The organism is Filimonas effusa (assembly GCF_004118675.1).
Taxonomy (GTDB): domain Bacteria; phylum Bacteroidota; class Bacteroidia; order Chitinophagales; family Chitinophagaceae; genus Filimonas; species Filimonas effusa.
Map to the genome: position 1 here is coordinate 493,186 of NZ_SDHZ01000002.1, position 18,219 is coordinate 511,404.

12 protein-coding genes are annotated in these 18,219 nt (G+C 47.0%); 7 read left to right on the top strand and 5 right to left on the bottom strand.

Annotated features, from left to right (window positions below; all coding sequences use genetic code 11):
* Positions 1–16: 16 nt before the first annotated feature.
* From ESB13_RS13335 to ESB13_RS13345, 3 genes are all read right to left on the bottom strand, one after another.
* Positions 17–3,061 (bottom strand): SusC/RagA family TonB-linked outer membrane protein, encoded by a 3,045-nt coding sequence (locus ESB13_RS13335; RefSeq protein WP_220399673.1) that lies wholly within the window; start codon positions 3,059–3,061, stop codon positions 17–19.
* Positions 3,062–3,160: 99 nt separating this feature from the next.
* Positions 3,161–4,195, bottom strand: coding sequence for a FecR family protein (locus ESB13_RS13340; RefSeq protein ID WP_129004067.1), 1,035 nt, complete (start codon positions 4,193–4,195; stop codon positions 3,161–3,163).
* A gap of 153 nt (positions 4,196–4,348) precedes the next feature.
* Complete coding sequence (locus ESB13_RS13345; RefSeq protein ID WP_129004069.1) at positions 4,349–4,870, bottom strand: RNA polymerase sigma factor; 522 nt, start codon at positions 4,868–4,870, stop codon at positions 4,349–4,351.
* 216 nt (positions 4,871–5,086) lie between these two features.
* On the opposite strand from ESB13_RS13345, the gene ESB13_RS13350 reads away from it, so the two are divergent.
* The 7 genes from ESB13_RS13350 (at position 5,087) to ESB13_RS13380 (ending at position 15,307) form a co-directional block, all read left to right on the top strand.
* Positions 5,087–5,647, top strand: a complete 561-nt coding sequence (locus tag ESB13_RS13350; RefSeq protein ID WP_164974201.1) for a sigma-70 family RNA polymerase sigma factor — start codon at positions 5,087–5,089, stop codon at positions 5,645–5,647.
* A gap of 14 nt (positions 5,648–5,661) precedes the next feature.
* Positions 5,662–6,717, top strand: coding sequence for a FecR family protein (locus ESB13_RS13355; RefSeq protein WP_129004073.1), 1,056 nt, complete (start codon positions 5,662–5,664; stop codon positions 6,715–6,717).
* A 120-nt stretch (positions 6,718–6,837) separates the two neighbouring features.
* Positions 6,838–10,074, top strand: coding sequence for a SusC/RagA family TonB-linked outer membrane protein (locus ESB13_RS13360; RefSeq protein WP_164974202.1), 3,237 nt, complete (start codon positions 6,838–6,840; stop codon positions 10,072–10,074).
* Positions 10,075–10,180: 106 nt separating this feature from the next.
* On the top strand, positions 10,181–11,929 hold the full coding sequence (locus tag ESB13_RS13365; protein WP_129004077.1) for a RagB/SusD family nutrient uptake outer membrane protein: 1,749 nt from the start codon (positions 10,181–10,183) through the stop codon (positions 11,927–11,929).
* A gap of 15 nt (positions 11,930–11,944) precedes the next feature.
* Positions 11,945–12,823, top strand: a complete 879-nt coding sequence (locus tag ESB13_RS13370) for an endonuclease/exonuclease/phosphatase family protein (RefSeq protein ID WP_129004079.1) — start codon at positions 11,945–11,947, stop codon at positions 12,821–12,823.
* 4 nt (positions 12,824–12,827) lie between these two features.
* Positions 12,828–14,420: a hypothetical protein gene (locus tag ESB13_RS13375; RefSeq protein WP_129004081.1), complete on the top strand. Its 1,593-nt coding sequence runs from the start codon at positions 12,828–12,830 to the stop codon at positions 14,418–14,420.
* A 5-nt stretch (positions 14,421–14,425) separates the two neighbouring features.
* On the top strand, positions 14,426–15,307 hold the full coding sequence (locus ESB13_RS13380; RefSeq protein ID WP_129004083.1) for an endonuclease/exonuclease/phosphatase family protein: 882 nt from the start codon (positions 14,426–14,428) through the stop codon (positions 15,305–15,307).
* Here the strand turns inward: ESB13_RS13380 and ESB13_RS13385 are convergent.
* Both ESB13_RS13385 and ESB13_RS13390 read right to left on the bottom strand, forming a co-directional pair.
* Positions 15,269–16,963, bottom strand: a complete 1,695-nt coding sequence (locus ESB13_RS13385; protein WP_129004085.1) for an FAD-dependent oxidoreductase — start codon at positions 16,961–16,963, stop codon at positions 15,269–15,271. The two genes, ESB13_RS13380 and ESB13_RS13385, sit on opposite strands and share 39 nt — an antisense overlap.
* Before the next feature lie 209 nt (positions 16,964–17,172).
* A complete protein-coding gene (locus ESB13_RS13390) occupies positions 17,173–18,219 on the bottom strand; it encodes a TlpA disulfide reductase family protein (protein ID WP_164974203.1) in 1,047 nt (348 codons plus the stop codon).

The following is an 18,219-nucleotide window of genomic DNA, read 5'->3' on the forward strand; positions in this document are numbered from 1 at the left end:
AAATAAAAGGATTCAATTAAAACACCATATTCACACCAACCAGGAAAGAACGTGTCTTGGGATAAAAGTTACTGTTGTCAATACCAGGTGTTTGCCCGGACATATTAACTTCAGGATCCATACCTCTGTAGTCAGTGACTGTAAAAATATTATTACCGCTTACATACAAACGGAAACGATAAGCAGCTTTTGTCTGGAAAGAATATCCCAGGGTAGCGTTATCCAAACGCAGGAAAGAGCCGCTCTCGATAAACCTGTCCGAAATAAAGGAGTTCTTGGTATCTGCCGCAGACTCTGACAAAGTTTCTACAGGAATATTGGTATTGTTAGCCAGCGTAGGGTTGCTCATATACGCCCAGGTAGCATTCAGGATCCTATTACCAGCAACACCCCTCAGGAAAAAGTTGAGATCAAAACCTTTGTAGCTGAAGCTGTTGTTCCAGCCATATAAGATCTTAGGCTGCGCAGAACCGGTATAATCAAAGTTTTCCCAGTTGTCATTGGAACCGGATACTGATCCGTCTTTGCCATAAAATAACGACATGCCCTTTGTATCCTTACCCGCGTATCTCCTGGTATAGAAACTACCCAGCGCATGACCGGCCTCTATCACCTGGTAACCTGAAACGCTCGACTGGCTCCTGGCAATGATATCAGCAGCAGCATAGAAACGTGCCGCAGAGAACATATCGTTCGATATAGAAAGTACTTTGTTTACGTTATGTGCAACGTTTACCGAAGTAGTCCAGCTGAAACTACCTTTCTTAATAACATTTGCATTCAGCACCAGTTCAATACCCTTATTGCTCATTTTGCCCACATTGGCGACATAAGAACCATAAGAATAAATAGTGGTAGAAACATCATAGCTGCCAATCAGGTCAGAAGTACGTTTCTCATACACGTCAATTGAACCGGAAAGTATATTGCGGAACAACGCGAAGTCTAAGCCTACGTTCACCATTGAAGTACGCTCCCACTTCAGGTTGGGGTTCTCATTCTGAGAAGTACGTACCGAGTTAACGAACTGACCGTTATAATAGAATTTCTCGCCGGTACCGGAGCGGTACAGCAGCAAAGAGATATTAGGATCAAAGCCTGCGGTATTGCCCGAAACACCATAACCCGCACGCAGCTTGAGTTGATTCAGGAACCTTGCATTTTGCAGGAAAGCTTCACGGTGTAAATTCCAGCCTGCCGATACCGCAGGGAACATACCCCAACGGTTGTTTCTGCCAAAGGCAGAAGAACCATCCCTACGCATAGAAGCCTGTAACAGGTACTTGCCTTTATACTCATAGTTCAACCTTCCGTAAAAAGAGATCAGTCGCAGCGACTTTATATAAATATCACCAAAGTTCACCAGCTCCGAGTTATCACCTAATCCCAGGTTATTCCAGGTCAGGTCATCAGTTAAAAAGCCCTGGTTCGAAGCGCCGAAACCGTCGCCCAGTTTATCTTCCTGGAACGAATAACCGGCAAGTAATTTCACGTGATGCTCACCAAAGCTCCTGTCATAATCCAGGTACGATTCCAGGACCTTCTTGGTATTGGTTACAGCAGTACGCGTAGCCGCACCGTTTTTACCCTGCGCCAGCATCGATTGTGAATTATAATAACTGTTGTAATTCACCTGTTCTTTCTGCATCGACAGCAAAGTGTTGAAGTCGAGTCCTTTGAGGATATTCACTTTCACCGTTCCGTTTACAAGGAACAATTGTGTCTTGTTCTGGATCAGGTTGTTCTCGATCAGGGAAGCAGGGTTATAATACCCCATTGCACCTGGAGTACGGGTCACGTCTTCCTTAAAAGTACCGTTGGCATTCCTTACACCTGTAACAGGTAAATAAGTCAGCATATTGTTATAAACCTGCGAAGGAATATCGTTGTTGGTAGTATTACTGTTGGTGATATTCAAACTCAGTTTCAGCCTGTCGTTGAAAGCCCTGTGGCCTATGTTCCCGCGGATGATCATCCTGTCCATAGAGGAATTACGGATAATACCCTGGTTGTTCAGGTAGTTTACACTGGCGCCATAATCCGAATTTCCCGAGCTGCCACTATAAGAAAGGTTATGATTGTGCGAAACGCCGGTACGTGTTACTTCTTTTTGCCAGTTGGTATTGCTGGCATCGTCGGCATCATATTCAGTCTGGTCGAGGTTGATGGCGGGATTTTTAAAGTCCAGTACCGGCGTCTGCTTTTCCACAAATGCACGCAGCTGGTCGCCGGTTGCCATATTTATTGTCTTTGAAATGCTTTCAAACGCTACGTAAGAGCTATATGCCAGTCTTGCCTGTCCGGGTTTTGCCTTACGCGTAGTGATCATAATAACACCATTTGCAGCGCGTGAGCCATAGATGGCAGTAGACGACGCGTCCTTCAATACATCAATGCTCACGATGTCATCAGGAGCTACCAGGTATAACGAAGCTCCCGGTACACCGTCTATTACGTAGAAAGGCTCCTGCGCACCCGCTCTGAAGCTCGATGGACCGCGTAATATCACACCCGGATTCTCATTAGGGTTCCCACTTTTGGTAATGTTCAAACCCGCAACCTTACCTTGCAGCAATTGTGCAGGCGAACTGAATACCCCCTGGTTGAAGTCTTCAGCCTGTACCGAAGTAACAGCGCCTGTGATATTGGCTTTTGAAGTTTTGCCATAGCCAACCACCACAATATTGTCGAGGTTCTGCAACTTTTCTTTCAGCACCACCGATAAAGTAATACGACCGTTCTCTTTAGCCATATAACCGTTAAGCGTATCAGAAATATATCCCAGCGAACTGACAATAAAAGAATAAGGGCCACCAACAGGAACAGCCGAAAAAGTAAAGATTCCCCTGGTGTTAGTACTTACCGTAGAGTTGAAGGTTCCGGCCTTATCGGCAGCCTTAACTGTTACACCCGGTAACGCATCCCCGTTTTCCGATTTAACTATACCTGTTACCACAGCAGTAGTCTGCTGCCCGTAGCTGTATACCGCCGCCGGCAGTAATACCAACAGCCACAGCAGCCTTTTTTGCATAAACGTTGTCGGACGAAGTTTTTTGTTCATGTTTGTGATTTTATAATTGGCAAAAGAGTGCCTGTTCATTACCTGGGTAATGATTACCGGGGGGTACCTGCCACCGGCACAACAGGATTTTTGCAACATTTACCTGTTTATATAATAGATGTTATTTTCTTTTCTGATCGTAAGCCCGTTAAGTAATACAAGTGTCTCTAAAAAGTTATCTGCAGTTTCTTTTGCCGGATTGTAAACGCCTGTAAAAGTCATATCCGCCACATCTTCTTCGCTAAAACGGATCCGTATGCTTCCACTGCGTTGCAACTGAGCGAGCACACTATTTAGCGGTTCATCTTTAAACGTTACAACAGCAGGCGCCGTCACCGCTTTCTTTTCCGTAGTCGCCTTCATCGCAGGCCGCTCATCGAAGGTCCTGACAATAGGATTGCCATTAACAGCCACAACCAGTTCCTGCCCCGGATCCAGGTAAGTAACAGCGCTGCTGTTCAATCCCTTGCCCTCAGTCGATACTGCCTGCACCTTTACCTTTCCGCTATATAACCGCACACTCACTTTACCTCCTTTATCTTCGCGCACACGGAACGAAGTTCCTAAAGCAGTGGTCGCCACCTGCGCAGTATGTACTGTAAACGGCTGCACCTTACTATTCTTCACCCGGAACAATCCGTTACCCTTCAAATAAAGATCCCTGCTGTTATTCCTGAAAGGCTGATAATAAGCAACCGAACTATTAGGCTCCAGCGTAACGGAGCTTCCATCCTGCATCGCAATGAACATGGTATCACGCGAAGTATTCTCCTGTTTTACAAGGCTATCCTTTTTAATGCCGGCAGCTGCAACCATTGCCCGCTGCTTACCCGGAAACACTTGCCACAACAAAAAGCCTCCTGCCAGCAATACCGCAACGGCAGCCGCAGCAACCCACTGCATTGGCTTCATCCGGAATACACGCAACGAAGTTTCGGTCTCTATTCTTTTCAACATCGACGCCGTTAATGCATCAGGCATCGGGTAATCACTGGTAACCTCCCAGCTCTCCTCTGTCATATATTTCTCCAGCTCGCCGGGATACTCAATAAAGTAAAGCCTCACCTGCCGCTCTTCTTCATCAGTACACGCTCCCCTGAAAAATTTCTGGATAACCGCTTCGGGAATATTCATACCATGTATTCGTATGAAAAAGAATTTACCCTTAGTACGTAACAATTAGTTAATAATAGAAAATAATGGGCAGATAGCAGCCGTGATGAGAAAATTGCCCGAAGCTTATATAGAATTCCTGTTGCCGGATTATAAATAATGGCGCTGAGTTCCCTAAAAAAACATCCCGATCACATTTCTTAAATGTCGCAGGGCCTTTGCAATATGTGCCTCAACAGTTTTGGGTGATACCGATAACTCGGAGGCTATATCCTTATGTGACAGTCCCTCAAACCGGCTTAGTTTAAAAACCTTTTTACATACATACGGGAGTGTCTCTATCTCACTGAGGACAAGCGCCATCTCGTTCCTGTGCTCCGCCTGCTGGTTGTATTCATACCCCAAAGAAGAATCGGATTCAGGTATAAGACTGCTCACATGCGTAGCTTCCTTACGCAAAAGATCTATTACAATACTTTTTGCCGCACGGAATAACTGTGCCGGTAAATCATATTGTTCCGACAACATTTCACGCTTTTCCCAGATACGTATAAAAGTAAGCTGAACAGTTTCTTCGGCAAGATAGTGGGATCGGGTATACTTATATATATAGCGGTAAAGCCTCGAATGATACTCATAGTAGGCCTTACGGAAGCTGTTGCTGTTTCCTTCCTTTATACTTTTTACCTGATCCATAGAAGAAGAAAGGCAAATTTCCCGCTTAATACAGCAACCGGGCTAAAACCCCGTGTTATGCTATCATTATCTTATAAACCAGCAGCGACAAGCCGCGTTGATCGCTGCGCCGCCACACAGCCATTCATTATTATTTTAAAGTTACCATCACCACTACGGGGAAAATGTATCTGGCGCCTGTTTTACTTTTACGCCGCGTTAAATAGTCGTAACCCAATGCACAGTATTACTGAACTAAAACTGGATAATGAAACGACGTTCAGAGAGATCTTCGATGAATATCAACATCCGCTTTACCAGTTCCTGCTTCAGAAGATAGGGTCCGAATTCCAGGCACGCGAAATTGTTCAGCTCAGCTTTATAAAACTCTGGAAATACAGGCACCAGCTCGATCCTGGTATCGATATTTCGATCCAGCTTTTCAGGATCGCCAAAACAGTTCTGATCGATGAGATCAGGAAGATACAGACCCGCGACAAACATCATAAAATGATGTCTGCCACGCCATCCACTTCCGACGACCTTTTAAATAATATTGCATATAAAGAAACGAGGAACAAGCTGGCACGCATTGTAAGTCTGCTGCCCCCTAAAAGAAGAGAAGTATTTGAATTAAGCAAAATAGATTGTCACAGTAACAGGGAAATAGCAGAAATACTGGCCATTTCACCCAAAACAGTAGAAAACCATATAACGCTCGCCCTGAGATTTATCAAGCCTTTTTTCTGTTTTCTGGTTATATGTTATAATCTTGCACTTCTGAACATCCAGGCTTGATCTTTTCTGAACAAATGAAGGATAAACATCCAAATAATAAAGAGAATACTCCGGAAGGTATGGAGGCGTTAAGCCGGCACCTGAAAGAGCAATCTATGAACCTGGACGATTTCCTTTCAGAAGAAGAATGGCAGAAGTTTCTTCAGCAACGTCCTTCAGCGCATCATAACGAAGAAGAAGAGACCAGCTATCACCAGGTATATCGCGCCAGCCTGGGCCGGACCAAACGTAAGAAAGCGATCATCAGCGGTTCCGCAGCAATAGCGATCCTGGTCATTATTATAAGCAGCCTGTACTATATGTCCGGCAATCATAACAGCCCGGTAACACAAATAGCAGCCTTTACCTATAAAAACATTTCTGCCAATCCTGAGCAGCTTTCACTGCCTGATCGTTCTGTAATATTTCTATACCCAGGCAGTGAAATCAAGTACCAGCCGGATTATAACAGCAGCCACCGGCAGGTAAGCCTTTCCGGCAAGGCCGTATTTACAGTTGCCCCAAAAGCAGGCCTGCCTTTTACTGTTTATTGCCAGAGCATTGCCACAACAGCCCTCGGTACAAAATTCCAGGTCGATGGACAAACAACTGATCCCCGGGTACACCTGTACGAAGGCAAAATAGTGATCCGCAGAATCCAGGATAGCACCATAAAAAGATATCCTGTTATTGGTGAAACTATTGCGTTCATTGAAAAAGAAAACAAATTTTATACAGTCACATCAAAAGCGCCCCAAACGCTTGCAAACATCCCGGGCAGGCAGGCAAACAACACCGGCATTGCAGGCAGGAACAAAAGCCCCGGAGACAATGAAGACAATGCCATTTATCGCAAGCCAGTCCGCAACTACCTCAATTTCAGCAATAAAAAACTGAGCACAGTTTTCGACTACCTGGCACGCCAATACAAAGTAGAGATCCATTACCCTACGGAACTCGCCGAAGCAACCAACGTAATGTTCTCCATAGATGCATCACAACCCATTGACCGCATTCTGGACAACATTTGCCAGACAACAGGCATGACACTGAAACAAAGCGGTGACAAGGTTTTCACTATCTCAAAATAATTTTGTTTTCATTAGGGGGAATACAGAACGTAAAACGTATTAGGGCTGAGATTTTATTTTCAAGCATAATCCGCTGATATGTCTAAACGTTTACCATTATTAAAAAATTATTTCCTTTTAATGATCGCAGTTGCTGTATCCGCAGCAACCATAGCGCAGGATACAGCATCAGTAAGGGGTATGGTCACCGATGAAACAGGCCGCCCTATCGCGGCGGTATCGGTGCTAAGCCGCAACTCGCTCAATCCCAAAGCTTACCAGGCTATAACCGATTCATTGGGCCGTTTTATACTGGCAGCATTACCTACAACGGGCACTTATCATTTCGATTTCGTATCTGCCGGTTACCAGCAACGCTCTGTAACGGGCTATGTCATTAAGAAAGGCGTTCCCAATACAGTAATGGTTAGCCTGGCCATCGACGAAGCCCATCTTCAGGATGTAGTGGTCGTTGGTTATGGCACCCAAAAGAAAGTAAACCTCACAGGTGCAGTGAACCAGATCTCCGGGGATGATCTCAGAGACCGGCCCGCCACTAACATTACCTCTATGCTGCAAGGCGCGATCCCTAACCTTAATATCAGGGTGGCCAGCGGCGCTCCGGGTCAAATGGGCTCCATCAATATCAGAGGTATCGGGTCTATCAATGCCGACGGTGCAGCGGCGGCAACAGAACCTTTGATCCTCATCGACGGTATTCCCGGCACCCTCGACAGGTTGTCTCCTGAAGAAGTAGAAACCATCACCGTACTTAAAGACGCCGCATCAGCAGCGATCTATGGTGCACGGGGCGCCTTCGGTGTTGTTCTGGTTACCACCAAAACGGGGGCATCCGGAAAAACACAACTCCGTTATAACAACGCTTTCAGTTTCTCTACCCCCACCGTTAGCACCGACTTTATCACTACCGGGTACGACTGGATGAAATTGAACGACGACGCCCTTGCACATATAGGCGGATATTCTGGTTATTCTCCGCGTGATTATGAAGAATTACTTGCCCGCAGGAACGATAAAACAGAAGATCCCTCCCGGCCCTGGATCACCATCCAGAACAGGAACGGCAAAGATCAATACGTTTATTATGGTAACTACGACTGGTGGGATATCATGTTCACCAAATGGCAGCCCATGCAAAACCACAACATCTCTATAAGCGGAGGAACCGACAAGGTAAGTTTCATGCTCAATGGCAACCTTAAAAACAAGGACGGTATCATGCGCATGCATACTGATAAGTACAGTTCCAAAGCACTCAGGGCAAAAGTAACTGCAAAACTATACCCATGGCTTAAGATCACTAACAATACCAACTTTTATCACTCCAGTTACGATTACTTCGGCAGGGAAGGTGGCGGCAGCGCGAACTTCACAAACATCAACGTGCATGCGTCTCCTGCTTATGCTCCCATGAACCCCGATGGTACCGCTACTTATATCACAGGCTTCAACGCCTATGATATAGGCGACGGCATTTTCTCCATGCTCATCAATGGCAACACACGTGGACGCGACCGCAAATACGAATTCACCACTATTAATGAAGCAACAGTTACACCGTTCAAAGACTTCAACATCACCGGTAACTATAGCTTTAACATGTATACCGACCCGTCGTATTACAGGCAGGCGCCGGCAACTTATTCCCTGTACCCCGGTGTCATTGAAACAGCTACCAAATATGCCGTTGATCAGCTCACAGAAACACAACAGTTCAACCAGGTTCATGTAATGAACCTGTACGCAGACTACACTAAAAACATTAACCACCAGCACAACTTTAAACTGGTGACAGGTTTTAACCAGGAGTTACGTTTACCCAAAAAGATCACAGCTACGCGTATGGACCTGGCCTCGGGCACTTTGAACGACCTTAACCTCGCTTCAGGCACACAAACCGTTGGCGGCGGTTCCAGCGAAGTGGCCCTGCAAGGTGTTTTCTTCCGTTTTAACTATGATTACAAAGGACGTTACCTTCTCGAAGTCAATGGCCGTTACGATGGTTCATCCCGTTTCCCTAAAGGACAACGCTGGGGTTTCTTCCCATCCGTTTCTGCGGGATGGCGCGTGAGTGAAGAAGCATTTTTCAGCCCATTGAAATCAGTAGTAAGTGATCTGAAACTAAGAGGTTCTGCAGGGCAGCTTGGCAACCAGGCATTGATCTCCAACAGCTACTATCCTTATATCTCCACCATCACCGGCGGCACGCTCGACTATATTCTCAACGGCGAGAAAGTAAAATATTATAACGATCCGGCACCTGTATCCAGCAACCTCACCTGGGAAAAGATCAACTCCTATAATGGTGGCGCCGATGTTTCATTTCTCAAAAACAGACTTACAGTAAACTTAGACTACTTCGTTCGTAAAACAACAGGTTCTCTTGCAAACGGCATCACACTGCCTTCTGTATTTGGCGCCGCCTCTCCTGTTGTTAACGCAGCAGACCTTCAGACGAAAGGTTTTGAAGTATCTGTAAACTGGAGAGACAGGTTCCCGGTAGCGGGCAAACCATTTATTTACCAGGTAGGATTAAATATGGGCGATAATCAAACCATCATCACTTCATCTCATGACAAAACCGGCACATTGGGAAGCCTCTACAATGGCAAAAAAGCAGGCGAGATATGGGGCTACATCACCGATGGATTCTTTACCACCGATGCTGAAGCAAGAACTTACCCCGTTAACCAGGTATTTCTGAATAAGGTGCGTACCGATAACAATATTCCCATCAGGGCAGGTGATCTCCGCTGGGTTGACCTTAACGGAGATAACAAGATCAGCTCAGGTTCAGGCACTATCACAGATCCGGGCGATCAAAGAGTTGTAGGGAACAATACGCCCCGCTACCAGTACGCCATCAATATGAGCGCACAATGGAATGGCTTCGATCTTTCCGTGTTCTTCCAGGGACTTGGCAAAATGAACTGGTATCCCGGCAACAATGCCGATCGCTTCTGGGGTCCTTATTCCCGTCCGTACTTCTCTTTCATTCCTAAAAACTTTACACAAGACATCTACTCCGAAGCCAACAAGGAAGCCTACTTCCCCAACCTGCTGGCTTATGTAGCATTGAATCCCAATAATGAATTAAGAGCTACCAACAACAGGTATATGCAGGACCTTGCTTACCTGCGCCTGAAAAATATTACGCTTGGCTACACCCTGCCAAAGCAATTATTGACAAGGGCTAAGATCCAGCAGCTGCGCCTCTTCGTGAGCGCAGAGAACCTGCTCACCTGGACCAAATTGAGAAGCGACTATATAGATCCTGAACAGGCTATGTCAGACGCCAACGGCCGTGTGTATCCTTTCAGTAAAACAATCGCTTTCGGTATAGACCTCACATTCTAGAACAGCAGCATTTATCGTTATGAAACAGCGCATAATAAAAACCCGCATACAGGAGAATGTTTGTGGGAAGTTCCATCCGATCACCGAAAAAGTAAAAAGCATACGGATGAAAAAAATATACCTGATCTTCTTTTCCACTATCCTGTTTACTGCATGTAATAAGGATTTCCTGGAACGGTATCCCACTTCCACAGTATCGCCGCCCACGTTCTTTACATCTGAAAATGACTTCAAGATCTATACAAACCAGTTCTATTCGTTCCTTCCCGGCGGTACCGATGTTTTTGGCGAAACAGCCGACAACATTGTAAAATCATCACTTGATCCCGAAGTAGCCGGCACACGCCTGTTACCGGAAACAGATTCCAAATGGAACTGGGATGATCTCAGGGCGATCAACTTCCTGCTTACCAGCCAGAATGCCATCAACTACAGGGACGTAACAGTGCGCGATAAATACTTTGGCCTGGCACGTTTCTTCAGGGCCATGTTCTACTTCAAAAAAGTGCAGCTGTATGGCGACCTGCCCTGGTACAACCATGCCATTGAAAGCGGCGACAGCATTAGTCTTAAAAAAGCAAGAGACCCGCGTACACTTATCATGGACTCTGTTCTCGCCGACATCAACTTCGCCATCGAAAAACTGGAGGCCACTAAAAGTGTAGAGCGTATCACACGCTATACTGCGCTGGCGCTGAAATCCAGGATCTGCCTTTACGAAGGTACCTGGCGTAAATACCATACAGCGTTTAACCTGCCCGATGCCGACAAATTCCTGAACGAATGTGTATCGGCATCCGAAACACTTATGAACAGCGGCGCTTACCAGGTTTATACCAAAACAACCGGGCCCACAGGCAAGCCTTACCAGGACCTTTTCGCTACCCTTACTATCGACCCGGTAGCAGACGAAGTGATCCTGGGCAGACGCTATTCCGCAGAGCTTAACATCAGGCATGGTCTGCAGTTTTATATGACCTCACGTACACAGGGCAAACCCGGCCTGGAAAAAAGACTGGTGAACAGCTATCTCATGGCCGATGGCTCACGTTTCACCGACATAGCCGGCTACGATACCATGCAATTCTATAATGAGATCCAGAACCGTGATCCCAGGCTTGCCCAAACCATCCGCACGCCTGGTTATACCCGTATAGGTCAAACCACTGTGTTGTCGCCCGACTTCCAGACGACCATGACAGGTTACCAGCCTACCAAATGGCTGAACATCATAGCTTACGATGGCAGCGGACAGTCTGTCAATGACCTGCTTCTCTTCCGTCTTGGTGAAGTACTGCTCAACTATGCAGAAGCCAAAGCGGAGCTCGGAACCATTTCACAGCAGGACATCAATATTTCTATCAAACTTTTGCGCGACAGGGTAGGTATGCCTAATCTTATCATAACAGATGCCAATACGAAACCTGATGCCTATCAGGCGGCATTGTACCAAAACATCAGCAGCACCAATAAAGGCCTTTTGCTCGAAATCAGGAGAGAGCGCCGTGTAGAACTTGTAATGGAGAATGACCTGAGATGGGAGGATCTTATGCGCTGGAAAGAAGGTCACCTGGTGGCTGAACCATTCCGCGGCGCCTATTTCCCGGGGGCAGGGCTGTATGATCTCGACAAAAACGGCTCAACCGATCTCCAGGTATATGCAGGTAACAAACCCGCTGATGCCAGCTATTACCAGGTGCCGGTTAGTGACCTCACCGAAGGAACCAAAGGCAACATTCTGGTACTCAAAAATATCACTAAAGTATTCAACGAAGACCGGGATTATCTCTGGCCAATTCCTGCAGGTCAAATAGCCCTGAACAAGAACCTGTCACAGAATCCCAACTGGAAATAAACGAACCGATACCTTATGCGTATAAACAAGAAGTCATTATTCTATATCCTACTACCATTACTGGCAGCATGCAACAAAGATCCCTACATGCCCAATGGACCGGCGACACAAATAGAGCTGAGCAGTAACAGCACTACCTACGGCAATAATAACGACGCCGATCAAAAGCTCAGCACTATCCGTTATATGACCTATAACATACATGCTGCCAATCCGCCCTCACAGCCGGATTCCACAGACATCAAGGCTATTGCGAAAGTGATCACCGATGCCAATCCCGACATTGTATTTCTCCAGGAAGTAGATAAAAACACCGGCAGAAATAAATACAGCGGAGACCAGGCAGCCGCCATTGCCGGGCTCACTAAAATGAACTACAGCTTCTTTTCTTCTATTTCCTATCTGAGAGGACTGTATGGCGTTGCCATCCTTTCGAAATACCCGCTGAAGTCGATCAGAAAATACTACCTGCCCAAAGAGCAGCCCGATCACGAACAACGGGTACTGGGCCTGGCTGTAGTAGATCTTCCGGGTGTTGATTCATTGGTGGCGGCGGTAACACACCTGCAGCACAACAGCGCCACCAGCAGGGTGGCCCAGATAAATGAGATCAACAGTGTTATGGCAGGCATCAAACAACCCGTACTCATCGGCGGCGATATGAACGCCAATCCATCTGCAACGGATTTCATTACGGCCTTTGATGCGGGCTTCACACGTACCTGTACAAGCGGCTGTTCCAATACCTATAGCGCACAAAGTCCCAACACACTTATCGACTACCTGGCTTTCCGTCCTGCCACTGCATTTACCGTTAACTCACATAATGTGATCAACGAAACATATGCATCGGACCATCTGCCGGTAATCTCTGAACTGAAAATTAACAGATAAGATTATGAAACTCAGATTAATCCTTATAGCCTGCTTCGCATTTGCAATGGTGGCAACCGGTTGTAAAAAGAATGATTCGCCGGTAACTCCGCCGGTGATAACAGTAGGCGACAATTTTGAACACGTTGAAGGCCTCAACGTAGGTGATGTCGTTAATCTTAAGGTCAAGGTAAGCGCTGCTGCCGGCATTAAACGCCTGGCCTGGTACTTCGTTACCCGTAACGCCAACGGCACCACTGCCGGCACCCCGGCAACTGTAGACAAAACAGATTACCCGACAACGCTCGATCAAACCATCACCTTCACAGTAGCAGAAAACTTCTCAGAACTCGTCATCACTTCTTTCGATAAAGCGCACCGTCATGCCGAAGTTCATATTAAACCCGAGAATATCAGGCATTCTCCCATACTCACTTTTAAAGACAATATCCGCTTCCGCGAGTCTGTTTTTGAAAACAAGAACCTCACCATCGAAGGCAACATCACTTCAGAATTTGACCTGAAATCGTTATCTTACCAAACAGTGATCAACGGTGTTCTCTCAGGAGAGAACAGTATTGCCATTACAAATAAGAACATGCCTTTTGCAGTAAAACTGGTGGCAGGTAAAAACCTCTCCGCCATCATCGTTAAAGCAGTGAACCAGTATAATGGCCTGGGTGTTGACACGTTCAAGATCGGAACCGTTGTCGATGACGACGTTATTGTTACACTCGCCAACAGCCAGACCAATGTACCGGTAGTGTACGCAGGCATCGACAATACCCTTTCAGGCACCATCTTCTCCGGCTCCGCCGTTACCAACCTTACTTATGCTGTAAAAACAAACGGAAGCTACGGCAGCGAAATGCCTGTAGCAATTGGCACACCAGCTGACGAATTCACGTTCAGTGTTTCTTACGCGGGTACCAAAGGAGCGCAAGCCATTCGCATTACGGGCCATAATGCCGGTAACAAAACCAAAACAGCGGAGTTCAACGTCAGCAAAGTTTATTCAAAACTGAAAGTATTCAGGGATGTGAAGCTTTCGTCAGAGATCGGCGCCGGCAAAAACAACTGGTTTTCGGCCTATCAAACTCCGAATGTTTTTGATATCACCAATGCAGCGCCCGTTCAAACAATGATGGATCTTCTCTTTGCCAAATATGCGGACGGCGACTACCGTCTCATGGCTCCATCCATCTTCGATGCCGGCACCGCCTATAAGAACGCAGTACAACCTTATATGGTTGGCTTCAATAAAGCGCCGTATACAATGGTGAGCACCAACAGGGCCTCACTTACACCGGTTGTATTCAACAACCTTGAATGGGACGGCGATATGATGAACTTCCTGGATACTGCTGTAAAGAACAAGGAAAACTACAATTTCTATACGACCAACCGTCGTTATAACAACAGCTTTTCCACCACGCAAGGCTTCATTATCGGATGGGGGCAATTCAGCCCTATCAATAACCAGGCTTTCGGCATCGTTATAGTAAAAGACTTTACCAAAACCAGTACCGGCGCCACGCTTACCCTTGACATTAAAGTGCCGGACGGAGACAACAGGACCAAATTCAATCCCGTTTCTATCTTAAATTATAATCCATAGCAATAATGATCAGAACCATTTTATATGTCAGCTATAGCCTGCTGCTTCTTATAGCAGGCTATAGCGCTGTGTTGGCGCAGAACGGGCAAATCATTGCGGCGGCAACACACCAAAAACTACAGCATCACAGCGGCTCTTTATCAGCGGAGCAGCGTAAATACAACGCAGGCAGTAACGGTGTTATCGTTATGACCTATAACATTCATCACGCCAATCCTCCTTCAAGGGAAAAGGAACATATTGACCTCGACACGATAGCGGCAGTTATTCGTAACGCCAAGGCTGATCTCGTTGCAATCCAGGAGCTGGATAGTGCTGTGATCCGTTCAGGCAACAGCTTCCAGCTTAAGTTGCTGGCAGAGAAACTGAATATGTATTATTATTTCGCCAAAGCGATCTCCTACCAGGGTGGCAGTTATGGCGTTGGAATTCTGTCGCGCTATCCCATCCGTGACATGCAAACGGTTCAGCTTCCAAAGATCGAAGGCTTTACGGGGGAAGACAGGGTGCTGGCAGTTGTAAAGATCACCCTGCCGAAAAACAAGGACATCTATTTCGGATGTACCCATCTCGACGTAAGCAAAGAAGAGAACAGGATTCTGCAAACAAAGGCGATCGCCGGCTTTGCAGCTAAACTTGCCGTTCCTTTTATCATGGGCGGCGACCTGAACTCTACAAATGAAAAAGCAGCTATTCAACAGCTCTACAACGTATTGCAGGACGCCTCTTCCAAACAGGAACCCACTATCCCTGTATTGAAGCCTGTGCGGCGCATAGACTATATTCTCTATACGCGCAATGCTTTCAGGGTAAAAAACGAAGAAGTATTAACCAGCCGTAACTACGAATCAGACCATCTGCCTTTCGTGGCTCACCTCACCTGGTAACTGTAAAGCGTCGTGATAGGCTTTCCATAAATAGTAGCCGCCGCAGATATTGATCACATCACGGAAGCCATTCTGAATAAGAATACGCTGCGCCAGATAACCACGCATGCCCTGCTGACAAAAGATATAAATTGTTTTGTCGCGGGGCAGCTCTTCCAGCTGCAGCCGCAAATTATCCAAAGGAATATTGATAGCGCCGGCGATGGTACCGCACTGATGTTCCGCTTCGGTTCTTACATCTATCAGTGTAGCATCTTCGGGCAGTGTTTCCACCTCGGTACATTGCATAACCCTGGCGCGGCCTTTAAGGATATTCTCAGCTGCAAAACCAGCCATATTCACCGGATCCTTTGCAGAAGAAAAAGGAGGCGCGTAGGCATGTTCCACTTCCATGAGATCGTAGATCGTGCCTTTATGTTTTATAACGGTAGCCAGTATATCCAATCGTTTGTCAACCCCATCGGCGCCAACCACCTGTGCCCCCAGCAGTTGCCCGTCTTCCGGAGAAAATACAATTTGTATGGTCAACAGCTGTGCACCGGGATAATAGCCTGCGTGAGAATTACCATGCGTCACAGAAACCAGGTGTTTTATACCACTGCGCATCAACTGTCCTGAGGTTAGCCCGGCCACGCCGATGGTAAGATCGAAAAGCTTCACGATAGCGGTATTAATAGCCCCCCTGTAAGGATACCGGTTATCCCATACCATGTTATCGGCGCAGATGCGGCCCTGTTTGTTGGCAGGACCTGCCAGCAATGAAACAACAGGCTGTCCCGAAATGGGGTGCGGGAATTCAACAGCGTCACCTACGGCATAGATGAAAGGGTTGGAGGTTTGCATAAATTCATTTACGCGGATCCCGCCTGCCTTTCCCGTTGTTAAGCCGGCTTTTCCGGCCAGTGAGAGATCAGGTTTGGCGCCAACGGCGAGAATGATGATATCTGCTTCCAGCAGTTCTCCGTCTTCCAGCTTTATCTCAAACTGATCATCCCGTTTCCTGAAGCTGGTTACAACGGTATCGAGGTGCAGCAGCACCCCTTTTTCCCGCAAATGCTGCTGGGCGATAGCAGCAAGCGGGGGATCAGTAACAGCGGGTAATACCTGGCAGGTTTTTTCAACAAGACTCACCTGTAAGCCCAGTGCGCTCAGGTTGTCGGCCATCTCCAATCCTACAAAACCGGCACCGATAACCACGGCCCGGACAATATCATTTTTAGCGATATACGCTTTTATGTAATCAGTATCGGCAACGCTACGTACTGTAAATATCCCTTCCTGATCTACGCCGGGAATATTCGGGCGAACAGGGTTGGCACCGGGAGCCAGTACCAGCTTATCATACGTTTCTGTATATTCTTCTCCGGTGATCAGGTTCACTGCCGTAACGGTTTTTGCTTCGGCATCAATAGCTGTCACTTCCGTTCTGATACGGATATCGGCCTTGAAGCGATTGGCAAAAGAAGTAGCTGTTTGTACAAATAGTTTATTACGGTCTTTGATAACGTCTCCGATGTAATAAGGGAGACCGCAGTTGGCATAGGATATATATTGGCCTCTTTCGAAAATAATGATTTCAGCATCTTCACTTATCCTTCTCAACCTTGCAGCAGTGCTGGCGCCCCCCGCAACCGCACCGATAATGATATATTTCACTTCGCCTGGATTTTAATACAAAACTGGCACTAATACAGCTAACAGGAAGTGACATTAGTCATTGGTTAAAAGATATTTATCCCTCATTTTATAGGGTCAAAAAAAACGAACGCCCGAAAGCATTCGTTTCAATGCCCACCGGCGGCACCGGAGGTTTCTTTATTTGCGGCTTAGTATCGCAGGCAACTACTGCAGCCTATCCTTCCCTATCATTGCCCCAGGATCGCCTGCAATGTCAATTGCAATTGTTCTCCCCTGAGGTTTTTAGCTATGATCTTTCCATTTTTATCTAACAGGAAATTCTGCGGCACTGCTTTGATACCGTACAATGCTGTAACACCTCCATCATAACCGTTGCTATCACAGAGCTGCGTCCATAACAGTCCATCCTTTGCCACTGCTGCCAGCCATTGCGGCTTATTGCTATCCAGCGACACGCCCAGGATATCAAATCCTTTCGTCTTATACTTTAGGTAAGCTTTCACCAACTCCGGGTTTTCCTTACGGCAGGGCGGGCACCAGCTTGCCCAGAAATCGACCAGCAGGTATTTACCGCGGAACTCCTGCAGCGCGCGCATCACACCTGCAGCATCGGGCAACCTGAACACAGGCGCTACCGCTCCTAACGCGGTACGAATACCCGCATCGAAGTAATAAGCGATACGACGCCCGTAATAAGACTGCTTCACCGCCGGATCGAGTACCTCGTACAGCACCTTTGCTTTTTCGGTGCCCTTGTACGAAATAAACCTGTCGTATATAACGATAGCTGCCCCCAGCCAATTGCTGTACTGCCGCACGTATGCTTCCGACTGATTTTCCAGCGCCTTTACAAACGCGGTATCATCGCGGCCATTACGCCGCGGCACCTTCGCCATAAATTCTTCCCTGTATTTCATCCATGCATCCTGCTCGGGCGATCCGCTTACGGCAGCATCGAAAAGCCGTGAAGCTGCTGCCTGCACAGTGATCGTATCATAACCGGCCAGGAAAGAGACCTGCTGGGGGTTTCCGGATAATTTCATCGTTACCATCAAAGGCTCGGGAAGGTGGGCGCTGATAAAAAAGTTACCGGCTGCTATACGTGTTGAATCAATATGATCTGTTTCCTGGTAGTGGTAAGAGATATACACCCACCCCGTGTCCATTCCCTGCAGCTTTCCCCTGATCGCATACCGGGCACCGGCTGCCGGCGCTGCCTGTAAGGCAGCACCGGTTAGCAACAACAGGCAGAGCGCACAAAAAAAATGCTTCAT